Origin of the sequence: Methylorubrum rhodesianum (assembly GCF_014199985.1) — a bacterium.
Classification (GTDB): domain Bacteria; phylum Pseudomonadota; class Alphaproteobacteria; order Rhizobiales; family Beijerinckiaceae; genus Methylobacterium; species Methylobacterium rhodesianum.
The window spans coordinates 79,152-94,445 of record NZ_JACHOS010000004.1; the positions used below are offsets into that span (position 1 = coordinate 79,152).

The following is a 15,294-nucleotide window of genomic DNA, read 5'->3' on the forward strand; positions in this document are numbered from 1 at the left end:
TCGCTCCGGCCTCGGGACGGCTCTGCGGGCTGCCCCGGTGGGATCGGGTCCAGGATGAGGGATCGGCCCGTCCGGCCCGGTCACCACGCGACGGTAGAAGCAGCTGGAGCGGCCGGTGTGACAGGACCCTGCTCGACCGGCCAGGCGAACCCTCAGCCAGATCGCGTCCTGGCCGCAGTCCACCCGGATCTCCTGGACGTGTTGGACCTGCCCGCTCGTCGCGCCCCTGTGCCAGAGGCGCTGCCGGGACCGGCTCCAGAACCACGCCTCACCGGTCTCGATGCTCCTGTGGAGCGCGGCGGCCTTCATCCAGGCCAGCATCAGGACGGCGCCGGAGCCCGCGTCGGTGGCAACGGCCGGAAGCAGCCCGGCGCCGCCGAAGCGTGGCAATAGCGCGGCGCATTCCTCGCGGGCGATGGTCTCGCCAGAGTGGAACATGCGTCGCCCTCGGTCTTGCCCGTGCCGGGTCGCCGCCGGCGGACCTGCGGCCCCGTCCACGACCCGGCGAAGACCCGAGAGTCGCTCACCGGTTGCCGCCCTCGGGCCGGTGACGCCCGATCCCGTTCGAGCGGGCGAGGGCGAACCAGACGGCGCCGTCCGGATCGACTGCGATCCCGTTCGGTGCCTTGAGGCCGCCCAGACCGATCTCGCTGAGCCGTCCGCCCGGGGACAGACGGCTGAGCCGTCCGCCACAATGCTGCGTCACCCACAGCGCGTCGCTGCTGGCCGCGATGCCGCAGGGAGACCTCGTGCCCGTACAACGGGCAGGGTGGCCGTCCTCGGAAACGGAACCAGGCGCGCACGATGCGAGCGTAAACTCGGTCACGCTGCCGTCTGTCGTGATCCGACCGATGGCATCCGCCGCAGCCTCGGTGAACCACAGGGCGCCGTCCGGACCGGAAACGATATTTTGCGGGGCGCTATCTGGGGTCGGCAGCGGGAACTCCGCAACCTGGCCGGCCGGTGTGATCCGGCCGACCGTGTTGCTGTTGAAGCCCGTGAACCAGAGATTGCCGTCGGGCCCGAGCGTGATGCCGTAAGGCGTCAGGGTCTTGGCGAGGCTGAACTCGCTCATCCTCCCCTCGGCCGTGATGCGGCCGATCCGGTTCGTGCCCGACAGCGTGAACCACAGGGCACCGTCGGGCCCCGTCGTGAGGCCGAACGGGTAGCTCTCGGGCGTCGGGACCGGATATTCCGTGATCACGCCCGCAGGCGTGATGCGCCCGATCTTGTTGCCGCGGTTCTGCGTGAACCACAGGGCGCCGTCCGGACCGGCCACGATCGCCTGTGGGCGGCTGTCTTGGGTCGGGATGGGGTATTCGGTCAGTTCGCCGTCGGGAGCGAGCCGCCCGATCCTGTTGCCCTGCTTCTCCGTGAACCAGATGGTGCCACCGGGTCCGACGGCCACGCTTTCCGGGTAGCTGTCGGGGATCGGGAGCGCGAAGAGCCCCACGTCGCCGGCGTGCGCCGGGCCGGTCAGGGCCAGGACGACCGGAAGGCTCCCGAGGCGCAGCGGCCGGAGGCGGAAGCGCGAGATTTCGTCGATCACACTCCGGGCATGCCTGCGCAAGGCCTGGGGGACGCGGGCAATCAAGGAGAATTTCAACACGGCTTTCCCTCCCACCTTGGAGGGGCTAGCATCTGTAGCGACTACAGGTTCAAGGAGATTTGCATGGGCATCGTTCCTGCGTCGCGCGGACGCGCTGCCCTGACCATCGGGGCGCTTTCTGAGGGAACCGGCGTCAACATCGAGACGATCCGGTATTACGAGAAGGTCAAGCTCCTGCCGGCACCGCCCCGGACGGCCGGGAACCAGCGGATCTACGATCGAGCTCACCGGCAGAGGTTGACCTTCATCCGCCGGGCCCGCGAGCTCGGGTTCAGCGTCGAGGACATCCGGGCGCTGCTGACGCTCGTCGACCGCCACGCGGTCACCTGCGGGGAAGTCCAGGGCGTCGCCGACCGCCAACTGATCGCGGTGCGGGCGAAGATCGCCGACCTCCGGCGGATGGAGCGCGTCCTGAAGGACATGACCGCGGCCTGTATCGGCGGCCTCGTACCCGACTGTCCGATCATGGAGACGCTGTTCCAGGACGAGGACTCGTGACGCCTGCATCCGCCGGCCGTATGCTTCGGGCACGCGGCCGGCGGCTTCCCGCCGCCTCAGGTGGCCGACGGCCTGCTCCACACGTGACCGCCAGCAGCGAGCGCGCTCAAACCGGCACCCTCCGAGGCCGGCCGATAGGTTCGCGGGCAGACGCCGCCGAGCCTGTTCGACAATCCAGACCGAACTTCGCATTCACCTCTGGCCGATACGGAACCGAAGAAACTTCCGGCCCGGCGGAAACCTGAAGCTGCTCCAGGTTTGTTGACCATCGTGCGTGCGGCCATCGGCCCATCTTCTGTCGCCGGTCGGGTCAGACGCGGGCTCGTCCGAGGCACCAAGCCGAGCCGGGGCCCGCTTGCGCCTGTCTGGCTGCCGACCTGTTCGGGGAGGTTCCATGCTGTCCGCTCGCGGCCCTTCGCGTGAGGTGGGCAATATCCCGGAACCGGCGCGAGCGCGGGAGTCGCCACCTTCCTCGCCTTCGCCGCGCTTGCCCTCGTCCGCTGTGGCTTGCCCATCCATCCATCTTCCGTCCGACGTGCCACTGGCCTCCGTGGCTCCGTACGAACCGGCGGCCGCAGGTGCCCTTGCAGCGCTCGGGCGGGTCGGCTTCGGCTGACACCTCCGACGGTGCTGCGCCACCTGCGCGCGCAATGCGGGCCGTCCCGGCAGGGCTCGCGACCGAAGAGGAGCTGCCGGTGAGCAGGACATCCCTCGCAAGTCTGGGTGAACGAGATGGCTGGAAGCTACGACTTGATCATCATCGGCAGTGGCACGGCGGCCATGGTCGCGAGCAATCGGGCCTCGGCCGCCGGCCGTAAGGTCGCAGTGACCGACTTCCGGCCCTTCGGCGGCACCTGCGCCCTGCGCGGATGCGACCCCAAGAAGATGCTGGTGACCGGCGCCCAGGTGATGGACGACATCCGCCGCATGCGCACCCGCGGGGTGGTCGCGCCCGAGGCTCGGATGTCCTGGCCGGAGCTCATGGCGTTCAAGCGCACCTTCACGGCCCCGATCCCGGAGAAGCAGGCGAGGAACTACGCCGGGAAGGGCATCGACGCCTTTCACGGCCAAGCCCGCTTCGTGGGTCGGAACGCGGTCGCGATCGCGGGCGAGGGCGTTTGCGAGGCGCGGCACATCCTGATCGCGGCCGGAGCCCGCCCAGCGCCGCTCCCCTTTCCCGGCGCCGAGCACCTCGTCACCAACGAGGAGTTCCTGGAGCTTGAGGAGCTCCCGCCTCGTATCATCCTGGTCGGGGGTGGCTACATCGCGGCCGAGTTCTCGCACATCGCGGCCCGGGCGGGCGCGAGCGTCGCGATCCTGCAGCGTGGCGAGCGCCTCCTGACCCAGTTCGACCCCGAGCTCGTCGGTTGGCTCATGGAGAGCTTCCACGAGGCGGGGATCGACGTGCGGACGCGGCGCGCCGTCGTGCGGGTCGAGAAGGCGGGGCACGGGTACACGGTCCTGACGCGGTCCGAGACCGGCGCCGAGGAGGCGATGGAGGCCGACCTCGTGGTCCACGCCGCGGGCCGAATCCCGGATCTGGAGCCGCTGCAGCTCGATGCCGCCGGCGTCGCGCGGGACGAGCGCGGGCATCTCAGGCTCAACGCGTTCCTGCAGAGCCCATCGAACCCTGCCGTCTACGCCGCAGGCGACGCCGCCCGGACGGGGCCGCCCCTCACGCCGGTATCGAGCCACGACGCCAAGGTTGCCGTGCGGAACATGATCGAGGGCAATCAGTACCGGCCTGACTATCGCGGCGTCCCGAGCGTCGCCTTCACTATCCCCCCGATCGCGAGCGTCGGGCTGAGCGAGGCAGAGGCGCGGCAGAGGAACTTGAGGTTCCGCCTGCGGAGCCAGAGGGTGTCCGGCTGGTACACGGCCCGGCGCGTCGCCGAGCCCACCTACGGCTTCAAGGTTCTGGTCGACGAGGACACCGACCGCGTGCTCGGTGCGCACTTGGTCGGCCCCCACGTCGATGAGGTCATCAACATCTTCGGCCTGGCGATCCGGCATGGTCTCACGGCCGAAGACCTGAAAACGACGATGTTCGCCTACCCAACCGGAGCATCCGACATCGGATACATGCTCTGAACGGCTGCGTTCTCGACGAGCAGGTGAAGGCAGGCGGCCTCGGAGAGCGGGGGCGTGGCTTGCACCCGGCTGCGCCGTCGCAGCCGGACGGAGTCCCGCGGCGCCGCCTTCGTGACAGGCACGTCCACGTCGCTGATCGTCGACGAGGCCGCGACACCCGCCCCTGGGGCTTCGCCTCGCCCGGCCGAGAGTCCCCGACGCTCGCGCAGGTCCGCGGCTTGGCAAACCAGCGCGTGTACGGCGCAGCGGCAGCGAGGATGGCGGAGCCGCTCCAGCGCTTCCAGGGGCTCTGCACCGGGGCCCTCCTGCACGGTACGCTCCTGCTCCGCTTGCGCAGCGGGACTCGGTGCACCCGAGCGGCCCGCCGGCGCCGGTTGGGCCGTCCGCGGTCACCTCAAACTGGGCTGGTGGGCCGTCCCGGCCTTAAGAGGTGTCGAATGCGGGGCACGGCTCCGCTCCGACGCGTTCCGCCTCAGAGACCCTGCCGCCCCGGGACGAGAACGGACCGTCGAGGCTCAATGCGGCTGCCTCGATCGACTTCCATACGTCGGGGAAGCGCGTCCCGTGCCCTGCTCGTCCGCGAAGCCAAGGCATGCCTCGGCCACGCAGGCCGATGCCGACGACGGGTCGGCCGCGCCGGCGAGGGCCTCCAGGGCGCGCATGAGGTGCTCGGCCGCGTCGCGATGTCCCTCGCGGCGCGCCTGCCGGAATGCGGAGAGGATGACGGTGTCGAGGGTATCCTCCTCGAATTCGGGTGTTGGCGTGCTCAGGGGCGTCCTCCTTCGACGGACGGCGTCTCGGGCCTGAAGAGACGCACGGCAGTTGCGGCCAGCGCCAGTTCCGCCGCCGCGAACAGCGCGAGCGTCGTCCCGAACCCGAAGCGGAGCAATCCGCCGAAGAGCAGGCTTCCCAGCCCGAACCCGGTGAACAGCAGGCAGACGTTGAGCCCCATGGCCTGCCCCGGACGTTGGCCCCCGAGCGCGGTGACGACGCCGGCGAGCAGCGGCTGGGTCATGTCGTAGCCGAGCGACAGGACCGTTACCGCCGCCGCAGCCAGGAGAAGCGGCGCGTCGAGGGTCAGAGCTGCCGCCGCGAAGGCCCCCAGGAGCAGCCCGACCGGGAGCAGGCGGCCGCGCCCTCGCCGGTCCGCGATGCGGCCGATGACAGGCCCCAGGAGGAAGCCCGGGATGCCGTAGCCGAGGAGCGCAAGGCCGACCCCGACGGGACCGAGCCCGTATCGCTGCTCGAAGTACAGGCCGAGCCAGGTGAACACGCCGGAGTGGAACATCGAGTTGAGCAGGACGAAGCTATAGGTGCGGCGTCCGCGTGGGATGAGCAGGAGGTCGCGATAGCCGCGGAACAGGTCGGGCAGCCGTGTCCCGATCGCCGTGGCGCCCGGGATGATCCCCCGTGACGGCGCAAGGACGAGCAGGAGCGCGCCCCCGGCGGCGCCGACGGTCAGGAAGAGGCCGCGCCATCCGGCGACCGGTTCGAGCAGGGCGCCGAAGGTCGACCCGAAAGCCATGCCGCCGGCCATGGCGCCGAACAGCCATCCCAAGGGGCGCCCGCGTCGTTCGTAGGGGAAGAGCCGGCCCACGAGAACGAGGCCGAGGGGGACGACCCCGCTCGCCCCCAGGCCGGTCAGGAAGCGCCACGTGGCGAGTTGCCCGACCGAGCTCGCCGTGGCTGTCAGGGCCGTCAGCGCAGCGAAGGCGGCCAGGGAACCCGCCATGACGCGCCAGACGCCGAGGCGGTCCGCCAGCAGCCCGTAGACCAGCGTCGCCGCGCCGTACGGAATCAAATAGGCCGGAACGATGAGCCCGACACGCTCGGGCAAGACGCCGAACCCCTGCGCCAACTGCGGCAGGACCGGCGCGACCATGAACGCCTGAAAGAAGATCACGAACGCCGCTGCCGCGAGCACGCGGAGGAGGCGCTCGCGGTCAGCCTCCGCGGGTTCCGCCGTTCCGGGGATCATGCCTGTACCTCGGCGCCGTCGAACCCGCCATTGGCGAGCGCCGACCGGATCTCCGCGGGTCCGACGCGGGACGGCTCGAAGCGAACGGCGACGTGCTTACGCCAGGCGCTGGCCCTCGCCTGCCGGACACCCGGAATGGCCATCAGCAGGTCACGGACCGTCTCGGCGCAGCCGTCGCATAACATGGTTGGCACGGAGAGGGTGACCTCCGTCAGAAAGGCGGTTTCGTCGCTCATGAGGTCTCCGGGGTTCAGAGCAGGTCCGCGTAGACCCGCGCGTAGTAGGCGCTGACCAGTAGGAGGGCGGCGCCGCTGAGGAGCTGCAGGGCTCGGCCCCAGACGCCGAGGCGGGCCAGGCGGGTGACCGCGCTCCCGGCCGCACCGGCGGCGAGGAAGGGCAGGCCCCGACCGAGGCCGAAGGCGAGGGCGAGGACGACGCCGCGCCCGTCCCGACCCTCCGCGGCCGCCACCGTGAGCAGCAGCAACAGCGGCGCGGCCGAGGTGCCGACGCTGAACACCACGCCGTAGGCGAAGGCGCCGAGCAGGCCGGGGTGGCGCCAGGCCGTCAGCGCTCGGGTGCGCAGGCGCGGCCACCAGAAGGCGAGCAGCGCCGCCGCGAGCGAGACGCCGGCCATGAGCAGGGCCCAGCTCCGGCCGAACGCCTCCGTCGCGAGCGCGCCGAGATGTCCCACCGCGGAGCCGAGGGCGGCGAGGCTCAGGACGATTCCGGCGAAGAAGGACCCGGCCACCTGCAGGCCGGCGCGGCGGGACCCCGCCTCCGAGGCCCCGGCGACGCTGGCCAAGCCGAGCCCGACCGGCAGGGTGCAGGGGCAGACCGCGCTGGCCAGGACCCCGGCAAGGAACGCGATCCAGAGGGCGGCCGGCCCGCCGGCGCCGGTCGCCAGGGGCCGGACGAGATGTTCGAGCGTCACGGCGCCACCACGGGAGGACCGGGGGTGTAGCCGAGGCCCGCGACGGCCGTCCGCACGCGACCGAGCAGGAGGGGTCGGCCGGCGGCGTAGGTGACGCGGAGCGTGCGGCCGACGAAATCGATCTCCGCGTCGGTCACCCCGTCCACCTTCCGGACCGCACGCTTGATCGAGGCGGCGCAGGAGAGGCAGACCATGCCTTCCACCGGGAGGGTCGCGACCTTCAGATCGGAGCCGCGGCGTGACGTGGCCGGCGTGTCCTCTTGGGCCCGAACAGGCCCCACCGGTCCCAGGAGGAGAGCTGCCAGTGCGGCCGCCCCGCTCGAAGAAATCAGGAACCTCATCGCCGACCTCCTTCGATGGCGAGCCCGTTCGTCCCGGGCAGGCTGCCGACGCTCGTGATCGCCCCCAGGAACAGTCCGGGCTGGCCCCAGAGGGAATTGAGGAAGATCGCGGTGACGCTCACCGCCATGGCGACCATGGCCCAGATCGGGTTGATGAGGCCGGTCGCGGCGATCGGGATGCCGAGGCCGTTGAAGGCGAAGGCGAGCCAGACGTTCTGGAGCATCTTGGCGTAGCTGCGCCGGCTGATGCGGCGGGCGAGCGGCAGCGCGGCCAGGCGGTTCGACAGGATGATGATGTCGGCGGCCTCGATGGCGATGTCGGTGCCCCCGCCCATGGCGATGCCGACATCGGCCTGCATCAGGGCGGGCGCGTCGTTGATGCCGTCGCCGACCATCGCGACCTTGGCCGTCGCCTGGAGGCGCCGCACGGTCTCCGCCTTGCCGTCGGGCATCACCCCCGCGTGGACCTCGTCGATGCCCGCCTCGGCGGCAATCCGGCGGGCGGCCCGCTCGTTGTCACCGGTGAGCAGGACCGTCCTCACGCCCTCAGCCCGCAAGGCCGCGACCGCCTGCGCCGCGTCGGACCGCAGGCTGTCGTCGAGCGCGAGCAGACCCAGCAGGCGATGGTCCCGGCTGACCACGATGACGGTGCGCCCGGCCCCCTCCAGGGTCAGGATGCGCGCTGAAGCGGGCGCGAGATCGATGCCGTGGCCGGCGAGGAAGGCCGGGCTGCCGACCAGGACGTTGCCCGCCTCGGTCTGGGCGACGATGCCCTTGCCCGGGACGGCCTCGAACGAGGTCACGTCCGGGGGCACGGCGCCGCGAGCGAACGCGGCCTTGACCACCGCCTGCGCGAGCGGGTGCTCGGACGAGGCCTCGGCCGCGGCGGCAACGGCGACGAGATCGGCCTCGCTCCCGGAGAACGCCTCGACCTCGCGGACCGCGGGCCGGCCCTCGGTGAGGGTCCCGGTCTTATCGAAGACGACGGTGTCAACGAGGCGATAGCCCTGGAAGGCCTCGCCGGTCCGCATCAGGATGCCGTGCTCGGCGGCTTCGCCGGACCCCCGCACGATGGAGAGCGGTGCCGAGATCCCGACGGCGCAGGGATAGCCCATGACCAGGACGCTCAAGCCCGCGAACACGGCCCGCTCGATGTCGGGTTCGCCGCCCGCCAACCACGAACCGGCGAGCCAGCCGACGAAGGCCAGCGCGGCCACCGCGAGCACGGTCGGGGTGTAGACCTGCAGGACGCGGTCGACGAGGTGGAGCAGGCCAGGCTTGAGGGCGCGGGCGTCCTCGACCTCGCGCACCACCTTCTGCAGGAAGCTGCCGGCCCCCACCGCGGTTACCCGCACCAGCAGGGTGCCGGTGCCGTTGATCGAGCCGCCGATGACGGCGTCGCCCTCCGCGCGCTCGACCGGGATCGGCTCGCCGGTGACGAGGGCCTGGTCGACGGCGGAGCGGCCGCCCGCGACCGTGCCGTCGACGGGCACGCGCTCCCCGGGGCGGATGCGGACGAGGTCGCCGACTGCGACCGCGTCCAGCGGCACATCCCGCTCCTGGCCGTCCCGGACCACGCGGGCGGTCTCCGGCTGGAGGTCGAGGAGCCGCTTCACGGCCTGGGAGCTGCGCGTCTTGACGATGAGGGACAGCCACTCGGAGAAGATGTGGTAGGTCGCGACCATGACCGAGACGGCGAAGAACGGGGCCGTCGGGTAGTCCGGCCGGTCGAGAACCAGCCCGATGACGCCGCCGAGCATGCCCGCGAAGGCGCCGATTTCCAGCAGCACGTGCTGGTTCAGGATGCCGCGGCGGAGGGCCTGGACGGCCATGTGCAGGATGTGGCGCCCAACCCCGAAGACGAGCACGACCGCGAGCGCGGCGACGAGCCAGGGAGCGGAGGCCGTTAGGTAGCCCTGGAGGTTCAGGTAGAGCAGGCCGAGTGCCAGGACTGCGAGACCGGTGGTGCTGGCGGCCGCGGCGAGGAGGCTGGTCTTCCGCAGGACGAGGAAGACCATCGCGCCGAGGCTGAGGCAGACCAGGGCGGGTAGGAAGCCGATCCAGCCGAGGGTGGGATCCGCGATGATGGGAATGGAGGCGACGCTCAGGGCGACCGCCACGACGAAGCGGCGGCTCTCGCGCACGAGATCGCGCTCCTCCTCCTCGTAGGGCCGGACCTTGCGCGGGTCGGAGATGGTGTAGCCGATGTCGCGCAGGATCCCCAGCAGCGCCGCCGGCCGCGCGACCGCCGGGTCGTACTCGACGAGGGCCTGCTCGTGGGTCAGGCTGACCGCCACCTTGTCGACGCCGGGCTGGCTGCCCAGAGCCTTCTCGATGGTTCCGGTGCAGAGCGAGCAGTGCAGGCCGCCGATCCGGGCACGGATGCGCGCCCGGTCGGGCCGGCTCGCCGGCTCCTCGCTCCACAGGGAAAAGTCGGTGTCGAGGGTTGCTGCGGCCATCGGTCCGTCTCCAGGAATGTCCAGCCGGCCGGATCAGGCCGAAGTACGGGCCACGACCTGGAAGCCGCGCTTCTCGATCAGCTCGACGAGGCGGTCCTCGCTGGTGGTCGCCGGGTCGTAGAGGGCGCGGACGCGTCCCTCGTCGAAGGAGACGTCGATGCCGCGGACGCCGGGATGAGCCTCCAACAGAGAGCCGACCGAGGCGGAGCAGGCGGCGCACCGCCAGCCTTCGACCTTCAGGGTGACCGTCCTCATGGCGTCTTCCTCTTTCTCGGCGCGCCGCATCGGCACGCCGCCGGTGCCGGCGGTGCCTCGTCGAGGGCTTCCAGGATGGTGCAGCCACCCAGCCCGCCGTGGCCCGGGCACGAGGCGACCACGGCCTCCAGGGCGGCGCGGACGCGCAGGAGTTCGGCGATCCTCGCGTCCACCTCGGCGATCTTGTGCCGGGCCCGGGCCCGCACGTCGCCGCAGTCGGCCTGCGGGTCGGCGCGCAGGGCGAGGAGCTCCTGCGCCTCCTTGAGGGAGAACCCGATCCTCTGGGCCTGCCGGATGAAGCGGATGCGGGCGATCACCTCGGGCGGGTAGGTCCGATAGCCGGCCCCCTTGGCCGGCTGCGCGATCAAGCCCTGGCGCTCGTAGAACCGGATGGTCTCGACGCCGACGCCGGCCTCCCGCGCCGCCTTCCCGATGGTCGGATCCCGCATGTGCTGCCCCGGCATCACCAACGCCCCGTGAGCCTAAGGTCCGTACCGTAGTACGGGGTCAAGGGCGTTTTACGAGGGAAGTCTTTGGGCTCTCGCTCCCGGTTATCCTCCGTGGTTTCCGGAAGGGGCGGCCCATGGGCTCGGTCTGCCGCCGGGCGGCGGCCCGAGATGCCTCAGGGATAGGCTCGCACCGCGTCATCGTGCGATGCGGACGGGGCGGGCAATGGCCTCGCGGGTCCCGCGCAATTCGCTGGAGGGCAGGTAACGCGGGTCGAGGTCGCCCACGCGCGAGAACGCCGGCCCGGCGAACTGGGCGCGCACGTCGTCCCCGCGGTTGTCCCGAGCCACCCGGAAGAAGTTGCGCGCGGTCCCGCCCTCGACGCCGAGGGCGAGGTCGAGCATGCGCACGATGCCGGAATAGATGCTCGTGGTGCGCGCGACCTCGAAGGCCGCCGCGACGTCGCCGCCCGCCTTGCCCAGCCAGAGCACGTCGATGAGTTGCACCGTCTCGGCCGAGCCGCTCGCGGTCAGGCGTTCGGGCAGGCGGTTGAGGCAGCCGCCCGACAGGCGGCCGGGGCCGTAGGGACGGCCGGCGTCGTTCGAGGCGATCCAGACGTCGAAGCCGAGGGCCAGGCCGAGGTCCCGCAGCCAGCCCTGGATCTCGGTGTGGGTGTGGTCCGCCTTGCTCGCGGCCTGCGCCCGCACCCGGTCGAGGTCCGCCCGCCGGCGGGCCAGGGCCGCGGCCCCCGTCGCGCTCGGGCAGCGGCCGGACCCGACGTCGAACAGGAAGCCGGCGACGCCCCCGTCATCGTTCGAGAGGAGCGTCCGGTGGCTGGCGTTGAGGGCGACGATCCCCCGGGCCCATGGCGAGGGACTCGTCCCACTTGCCGAGTGTCGCGTTGGCCCCGGTCAGCGCGTTGTAGCCCTTCACGATGGCCGTGTTGAACGGGCTCACCCAGGTCGGGTGCAGGAAGTAGAGCAGGTTCGCCGCCGCCGGGCCGAGGCTCGTGATCCCCGCCTGGTCGAGCGCTTGGATGGCCGCGAGCACCTGCGCCTCGGCGGTGCCGCGCAGGCAGGCGTCGAGGAAGCGCCCGAAGGCGACCTGGTTGGCGCCGTCCTCGTGGATGTCCGGGATGCGCAGCTTCGGCTTCCAGAGGAAGGCGTGGTCGGCGCCGTGGAAGACCTGGCGCTGCTCTGCGATCGCGTGGGCCCCCGTCTCCAGTCACGAGCCGCGGTAGGCGTTGCCGAAGGTGTCGGCCCGGATCTCCTCGACCACGGCCTGGAGGCGGCGTCGGATCGCGCGGAAGTTCTCGATGCGCTCCTCCCACAGGGACCAGGTCCGGTGGGAGCCGCCCGGGTCGTCGCGCCAGGCCCGGATGCGGTTCCCGATCCAGGCCGCGTCAGGCAGGGAGGGTTCGGTCGGTCCCGGTCTCGTCCATCACCTGCATCGGCGCGGCATACCCGTCCTTCGCATCCGGATGGGAGCGTACCATCCCGCCTTCGGGAACGCTGTCATCGGCAAGGCTCACGCGGGCAGTGTGGTCGGTCGCGTCGAAGGCGGCGCGCTCGGTCAGGGCGCGGCCCCCTCCCCGCTGGCCTGCCGGACTCGGCGCGGCAATTCGCGCGCGAGCGCCGTGCGCCGACAGGGCGTCATCTTACGCCATGCCCTGATCTCCGAACTGGTCCGGCCGCAGCCGACGCACCAGCCCGACCGGCCATCGAACCGGCAGACGCCGGTGCAGGGATCCTTCTCCGTCACGGCACGCCCTCCCTCGCCCGCAACGGGCTTCTCGCTCGACATACATAGGGTAGCCCCCTATATTACGAAGCGAAGGGAGCCGACCCATGTCCCACACCGTCAAGGACAAGACCAAGCTTCTGGCGCGCGTGCGCCGGATCAAGGGGCAGGCCGAGGCCGTCGAGCGCGCCCTGGAGGCGGAGATCGGCTGCACCGACGTGCTGATGCTGGTCGCCTCGATGCGGGGCGCCATCAACGGGCTGACCGCCGAGCTGATGGAGGACCACATCCGCCATCACGTCGTCGACCCCGCTCGCGAGCCCGACCCGGAGCGTGCCAAGGGCGCGGCCGAGCTCATCGAGGTCGTCCGGACCTATCTGAAGTAGGAGGGCGACCCGTCATGGTCCCGTTTCCCGAATTGCTGCAGCAGGGGACCGCGCACGCCTGGCTGTTCGTGCCGAGCGCGATCCTGCTCGGCGCCCTGCACGGCCTGGAGCCCGGCCACTCCAAGACGATGATGGCCGCCTTCATCATCGCGGTCCGCGGCACCGTCCTGCAGGCGGTCCTGCTGGGCTTGGCGGCGACGCTCTCGCACACGGCGGTCGTCTGGGTGATCGCGCTCGGCGGCCAGTACCTGGGGCAGGCGTGGGGCGGCGAGGCGTCCGAGCCGTACTTCCAGCTCGCCTCGGCCGTCCTCATCGTCGGCATCGCGCTCTGGATGGCGTGGCGCACCTGGCGCGAGCAGCACCACGACCACCACCACGACGCCGAGGGCCACGGCATCATGGCCCGCGATGGCGTCTTCCAGCTGGAGGTCATCGAGGACGGCGTGCCGCCGCGCTGGCGCCTGAGCCGGGTCAAGGGCGTGCTGCCCCCGGCCCAGCGCGTCACCCTTGAGACGGTCCGACCCGACGGTGCCCGCCAGGCATTCTCGTTCGCGAGTGGGGGCGACTTCCTGGAGAGCATGGAGGAGATCCCGGAGCCGCATGCCTTCAGGGCACGGCTGCACCTCGATGGGTCCGCCGGGGCGGAGATCCACGAGGTCGCGTTCGAGGAGCACGGCCACGCACACGACCACCTGAACCTGGGCGACGAGGACGACGCACACGCCCGGGCGCACGCCGAGGCCATCCGGCGACGGTTCGGGGGCCGCACCGTGACCACCGGTCAGATCGTGCTGTTCGGCCTGACGGGCGGCCTGATCCCGTGCCCGGCCGCCATCACGGTGCTGCTGCTCTGCATCCAGCTCAAGCAGTTCAGCCTCGGCTTCGCGCTCGTCGTGTGCTTCAGCATCGGGCTGGCGCTCACGATGGTGTCGGCCGGAATCCTGGCCGCGCTCAGCGTGAGGCACGTGGCGAACCGCTGGTCGGGCTTCGACGCCTTCGCCCGGCGGGCCCCCTACGCCTCCGCGGCTCTGATCGTCCTGGTCGGCCTCTACACGGGCTGGCTCGGCTGGGAGGGCATCCGGCACGGCCACCAGGAGCCTGCGACGACGATTGCCGTGTGGGCGCCGGCCTGACGGGCGCCGCGGCCCTTGACCTTCCCACCAGGGGAAGCCCCATCTGCGTAGGACGCCACCGACGGGAGGGCGTCATGGTCCGCTACAGGGTCGAGAAAATGGGCTGCGGCGGCTGCGCCCGGACCGTCATACACGTCGTGACCGATATCCGATTTTGACGAAACCGTTCGATTCGATTCACAATCGGTCGATTGCGATTCTGGCGAAACACCATGGCAAATCCCGACCGCACCTACTTGGTTTACGCAACGAACACGGACGGCCACGAGGTTTGCGCAGGCGAATACGCGGCCAAGTGCGCAGATCATGCGATCAACCTGGCCAAGGCAGCCGGGTACGGCGGCACCATGGTCGCGCAGCCCTCGCCGGGTCAGCTCGTTCGCGACCATTACCGGAAGGACAAGGGGCGCGGCTGAGACTATCGCTGGACCGGTTCGGCCCCGACCTGGCCAGGCGGCGCGACCGCGCTCATGCGACGCCTCAGCGAACTCGGTGGAAAGCCCGGCTTGCGCGGCTTTCTTCGGGTGGCGCGTCTTTTCGAGGGAAAGCCATCAATTGTGGTTTTCACCTCCTGTCCCGGAAAAGCCTGTTGACCTTCCCACTATGGGAAGCCCCATCTGAGCGGGACGCCACCGAGGGGAGAGCGTCATGGCCCGATACAGGGTCTCGGAACCGGGTTGCGGCTGCGACCAGGCCGTCACGCGCCGTCCTCGGCGTCGAGTCCGGGGCTCGGGTCAATGCCGACCTGCGGGCCAAACGCGTGACGGGTTCGGGCGCCGGCGGCCTCGCCGACCGCATCGCCCAGGCCATCACGGCCGCCGGCTACCCGGCCGAGCCGTTGCCCGCGGCACCTTGAAACGCCGCCGCGGCAACCAAACCTGCACGCCGGCATTCACGTCCCTGACGACATAGTCCCGCCACTGGAAACGGTGTAAGCAGCCCTCATGAGCCCCGACCGGCAAATCGTGCGCCTGATGGCGGCGATGATCCTCGCGATCATCGCCTACGTCGCGCCGTCCGCCGTCCAGGCCCACGAGGGCCACGCGCACCATGGCCGCCACCAAGCCGCGGCGGCATATGTCCAGGCGGCGCCCTCCATCGCTGAGACCACGGTTTCCGCTGCCCCTTCGCGCGTCGTAAAGACGTCGGCGAGGCCCCGGACCGCTGTCGATCTTCAGGCGCCGGCCGTCGAGCCGGTGGCCTCGCTGCGAGCGAATGACGCCGGCGGTAGGTGCTGTCCGGCCGGCTGCAGGGGCTCCTGCTGCGGGACCATGGTCTGTTGCGCGTCGGGCATCATGTCCGGCACGGGGGCCCTGTCACTTCCCGTGGTCCGCACTGCCAAGCTGATCCCGCACGACGTCGCTGGCCGCCCGGGCGTCGGCCCCGAGGCCCTGCCCAAGCCGCCACGAACCCTCGCGTGACGTGA

Annotated in this window: 17 protein-coding genes and 1 pseudogene; 6 read left to right on the forward strand and 12 right to left on the reverse strand. The window is 71.1% G+C overall.

What is annotated here, in order from left to right; translation table 11 throughout:
- Positions 1-60: 60 nt before the first annotated feature.
- Both hisI and HNR01_RS07040 read right to left on the reverse strand, forming a co-directional pair.
- Positions 61-438 (reverse strand): annotated as a pseudogene (gene hisI, locus HNR01_RS07035) (phosphoribosyl-AMP cyclohydrolase); the annotation flags it as partial.
- Positions 439-523: 85 nt separating this feature from the next.
- A complete protein-coding gene (locus tag HNR01_RS07040; RefSeq protein WP_066927590.1) occupies positions 524-1,549 on the reverse strand; it encodes a Vgb family protein in 1,026 nt (341 codons plus the stop codon).
- Between the two features lie 123 nt (positions 1,550-1,672).
- Here HNR01_RS07040 and HNR01_RS07045 point away from each other — a divergent pair, with 123 nt between their 5' ends.
- Both HNR01_RS07045 and HNR01_RS07050 read left to right on the forward strand, forming a co-directional pair.
- Positions 1,673-2,107 (forward strand): MerR family transcriptional regulator, encoded by a 435-nt coding sequence (locus HNR01_RS07045; RefSeq protein WP_012752960.1) that lies wholly within the window; start codon positions 1,673-1,675, stop codon positions 2,105-2,107.
- 732 nt (positions 2,108-2,839) lie between these two features.
- Complete coding sequence (locus HNR01_RS07050; RefSeq protein WP_012752959.1) at positions 2,840-4,198, forward strand: dihydrolipoyl dehydrogenase family protein; 1,359 nt, start codon at positions 2,840-2,842, stop codon at positions 4,196-4,198.
- A 766-nt stretch (positions 4,199-4,964) separates the two neighbouring features.
- On the opposite strand, the gene HNR01_RS07055 is transcribed toward HNR01_RS07050, so the two are convergent.
- The 10 genes from HNR01_RS07055 to HNR01_RS07090 all read right to left on the reverse strand — a co-directional run bounded on the left by HNR01_RS07055 (position 4,965) and on the right by HNR01_RS07090 (position 12,412).
- Entirely contained in the window at positions 4,965-6,176 is a 1,212-nt protein-coding gene (locus tag HNR01_RS07055) for an MFS transporter (RefSeq protein WP_012752957.1), read from the reverse strand.
- Positions 6,173-6,412: a heavy-metal-associated domain-containing protein gene (locus HNR01_RS07060; RefSeq protein ID WP_012752956.1), complete on the reverse strand. Its 240-nt coding sequence runs from the start codon at positions 6,410-6,412 to the stop codon at positions 6,173-6,175. Before HNR01_RS07060 ends, HNR01_RS07055 begins: the two co-directional genes overlap by 4 nt.
- 14 nt (positions 6,413-6,426) lie before the next feature.
- Positions 6,427-7,107: a cytochrome c biogenesis CcdA family protein gene (locus HNR01_RS07065; protein ID WP_009866213.1), complete on the reverse strand. Its 681-nt coding sequence runs from the start codon at positions 7,105-7,107 to the stop codon at positions 6,427-6,429.
- Positions 7,104-7,448 carry a heavy-metal-associated domain-containing protein gene (locus HNR01_RS07070; RefSeq protein ID WP_012752955.1) on the reverse strand — a complete coding sequence of 115 codons (345 nt, stop codon included), beginning with the start codon at positions 7,446-7,448 and terminating at the stop codon, positions 7,104-7,106. The genes HNR01_RS07065 and HNR01_RS07070 overlap by 4 nt, the downstream gene beginning before the upstream one ends.
- Positions 7,445-9,907, reverse strand: coding sequence for a heavy metal translocating P-type ATPase (locus HNR01_RS07075; protein WP_012752954.1), 2,463 nt, complete (start codon positions 9,905-9,907; stop codon positions 7,445-7,447). Before HNR01_RS07075 ends, HNR01_RS07070 begins: the two co-directional genes overlap by 4 nt.
- Positions 9,908-9,940: 33 nt before the next feature.
- Positions 9,941-10,162, reverse strand: a complete 222-nt coding sequence (locus HNR01_RS27350) for a heavy-metal-associated domain-containing protein (RefSeq protein ID WP_043766175.1) — start codon at positions 10,160-10,162, stop codon at positions 9,941-9,943.
- On the reverse strand, positions 10,159-10,611 hold the full coding sequence (locus HNR01_RS07080) for a MerR family DNA-binding protein (protein WP_009866299.1): 453 nt from the start codon (positions 10,609-10,611) through the stop codon (positions 10,159-10,161). Before HNR01_RS07080 ends, HNR01_RS27350 begins: the two co-directional genes overlap by 4 nt.
- Before the next feature lie 195 nt (positions 10,612-10,806).
- Positions 10,807-11,316, reverse strand: coding sequence for a type II restriction enzyme NmeDI-related protein (locus tag HNR01_RS28240; RefSeq protein ID WP_238231528.1), 510 nt, complete (start codon positions 11,314-11,316; stop codon positions 10,807-10,809).
- Between the two features lie 100 nt (positions 11,317-11,416).
- On the reverse strand, positions 11,417-11,659 hold the full coding sequence (locus HNR01_RS28245) for a hypothetical protein (RefSeq protein WP_009866593.1): 243 nt from the start codon (positions 11,657-11,659) through the stop codon (positions 11,417-11,419).
- A 522-nt stretch (positions 11,660-12,181) separates the two neighbouring features.
- Positions 12,182-12,412: a DUF1289 domain-containing protein gene (locus HNR01_RS07090; protein WP_012752952.1), complete on the reverse strand. Its 231-nt coding sequence runs from the start codon at positions 12,410-12,412 to the stop codon at positions 12,182-12,184.
- A 44-nt stretch (positions 12,413-12,456) separates the two neighbouring features.
- Here HNR01_RS07090 and HNR01_RS07095 point away from each other — a divergent pair, with 44 nt between their 5' ends.
- The 4 genes from HNR01_RS07095 to HNR01_RS07110 all read left to right on the forward strand — a co-directional run bounded on the left by HNR01_RS07095 (position 12,457) and on the right by HNR01_RS07110 (position 15,289).
- Positions 12,457-12,735 carry a metal/formaldehyde-sensitive transcriptional repressor gene (locus tag HNR01_RS07095; protein WP_009866592.1) on the forward strand — a complete coding sequence of 93 codons (279 nt, stop codon included), beginning with the start codon at positions 12,457-12,459 and terminating at the stop codon, positions 12,733-12,735.
- Between the two features lie 14 nt (positions 12,736-12,749).
- Positions 12,750-13,868, forward strand: coding sequence for a nickel/cobalt efflux transporter (locus HNR01_RS07100; RefSeq protein WP_012752951.1), 1,119 nt, complete (start codon positions 12,750-12,752; stop codon positions 13,866-13,868).
- A 212-nt stretch (positions 13,869-14,080) separates the two neighbouring features.
- Positions 14,081-14,284: a hypothetical protein gene (locus HNR01_RS07105; RefSeq protein WP_009865907.1), complete on the forward strand. Its 204-nt coding sequence runs from the start codon at positions 14,081-14,083 to the stop codon at positions 14,282-14,284.
- Between the two features lie 528 nt (positions 14,285-14,812).
- On the forward strand, positions 14,813-15,289 hold the full coding sequence (locus HNR01_RS07110) for a hypothetical protein (protein WP_012752950.1): 477 nt from the start codon (positions 14,813-14,815) through the stop codon (positions 15,287-15,289).
- Positions 15,290-15,294: the final 5 nt, after the last annotated feature.

Coding starts and splice junctions, on each gene's coding strand:
- HNR01_RS07045 (WP_012752960.1), top strand. CDS start 1,673: ATGGGCATCGTTCCTGCGTCGCGCGGACGCGCTGCCCTGACCATCGGG.
- HNR01_RS07050 (WP_012752959.1), top strand. CDS start 2,840: ATGGCTGGAAGCTACGACTTGATCATCATCGGCAGTGGCACGGCGGCC.
- HNR01_RS07055 (WP_012752957.1), bottom strand. CDS start 6,176: ATGATCCCCGGAACGGCGGAACCCGCGGAGGCTGACCGCGAGCGCCTC.
- HNR01_RS07060 (WP_012752956.1), bottom strand. CDS start 6,412: ATGAGCGACGAAACCGCCTTTCTGACGGAGGTCACCCTCTCCGTGCCA.
- HNR01_RS07070 (WP_012752955.1), bottom strand. CDS start 7,448: ATGAGGTTCCTGATTTCTTCGAGCGGGGCGGCCGCACTGGCAGCTCTC.
- HNR01_RS07075 (WP_012752954.1), bottom strand. CDS start 9,907: ATGGCCGCAGCAACCCTCGACACCGACTTTTCCCTGTGGAGCGAGGAG.
- HNR01_RS27350 (WP_043766175.1), bottom strand. CDS start 10,162: ATGAGGACGGTCACCCTGAAGGTCGAAGGCTGGCGGTGCGCCGCCTGC.
- HNR01_RS07080 (WP_009866299.1), bottom strand. CDS start 10,611: ATGCGGGATCCGACCATCGGGAAGGCGGCGCGGGAGGCCGGCGTCGGC.
- HNR01_RS07090 (WP_012752952.1), bottom strand. CDS start 12,412: ATGTCGAGCGAGAAGCCCGTTGCGGGCGAGGGAGGGCGTGCCGTGACG.
- HNR01_RS07095 (WP_009866592.1), top strand. CDS start 12,457: ATGTCCCACACCGTCAAGGACAAGACCAAGCTTCTGGCGCGCGTGCGC.
- HNR01_RS07100 (WP_012752951.1), top strand. CDS start 12,750: ATGGTCCCGTTTCCCGAATTGCTGCAGCAGGGGACCGCGCACGCCTGG.
- HNR01_RS07105 (WP_009865907.1), top strand. CDS start 14,081: ATGGCAAATCCCGACCGCACCTACTTGGTTTACGCAACGAACACGGAC.
- HNR01_RS07110 (WP_012752950.1), top strand. CDS start 14,813: ATGAGCCCCGACCGGCAAATCGTGCGCCTGATGGCGGCGATGATCCTC.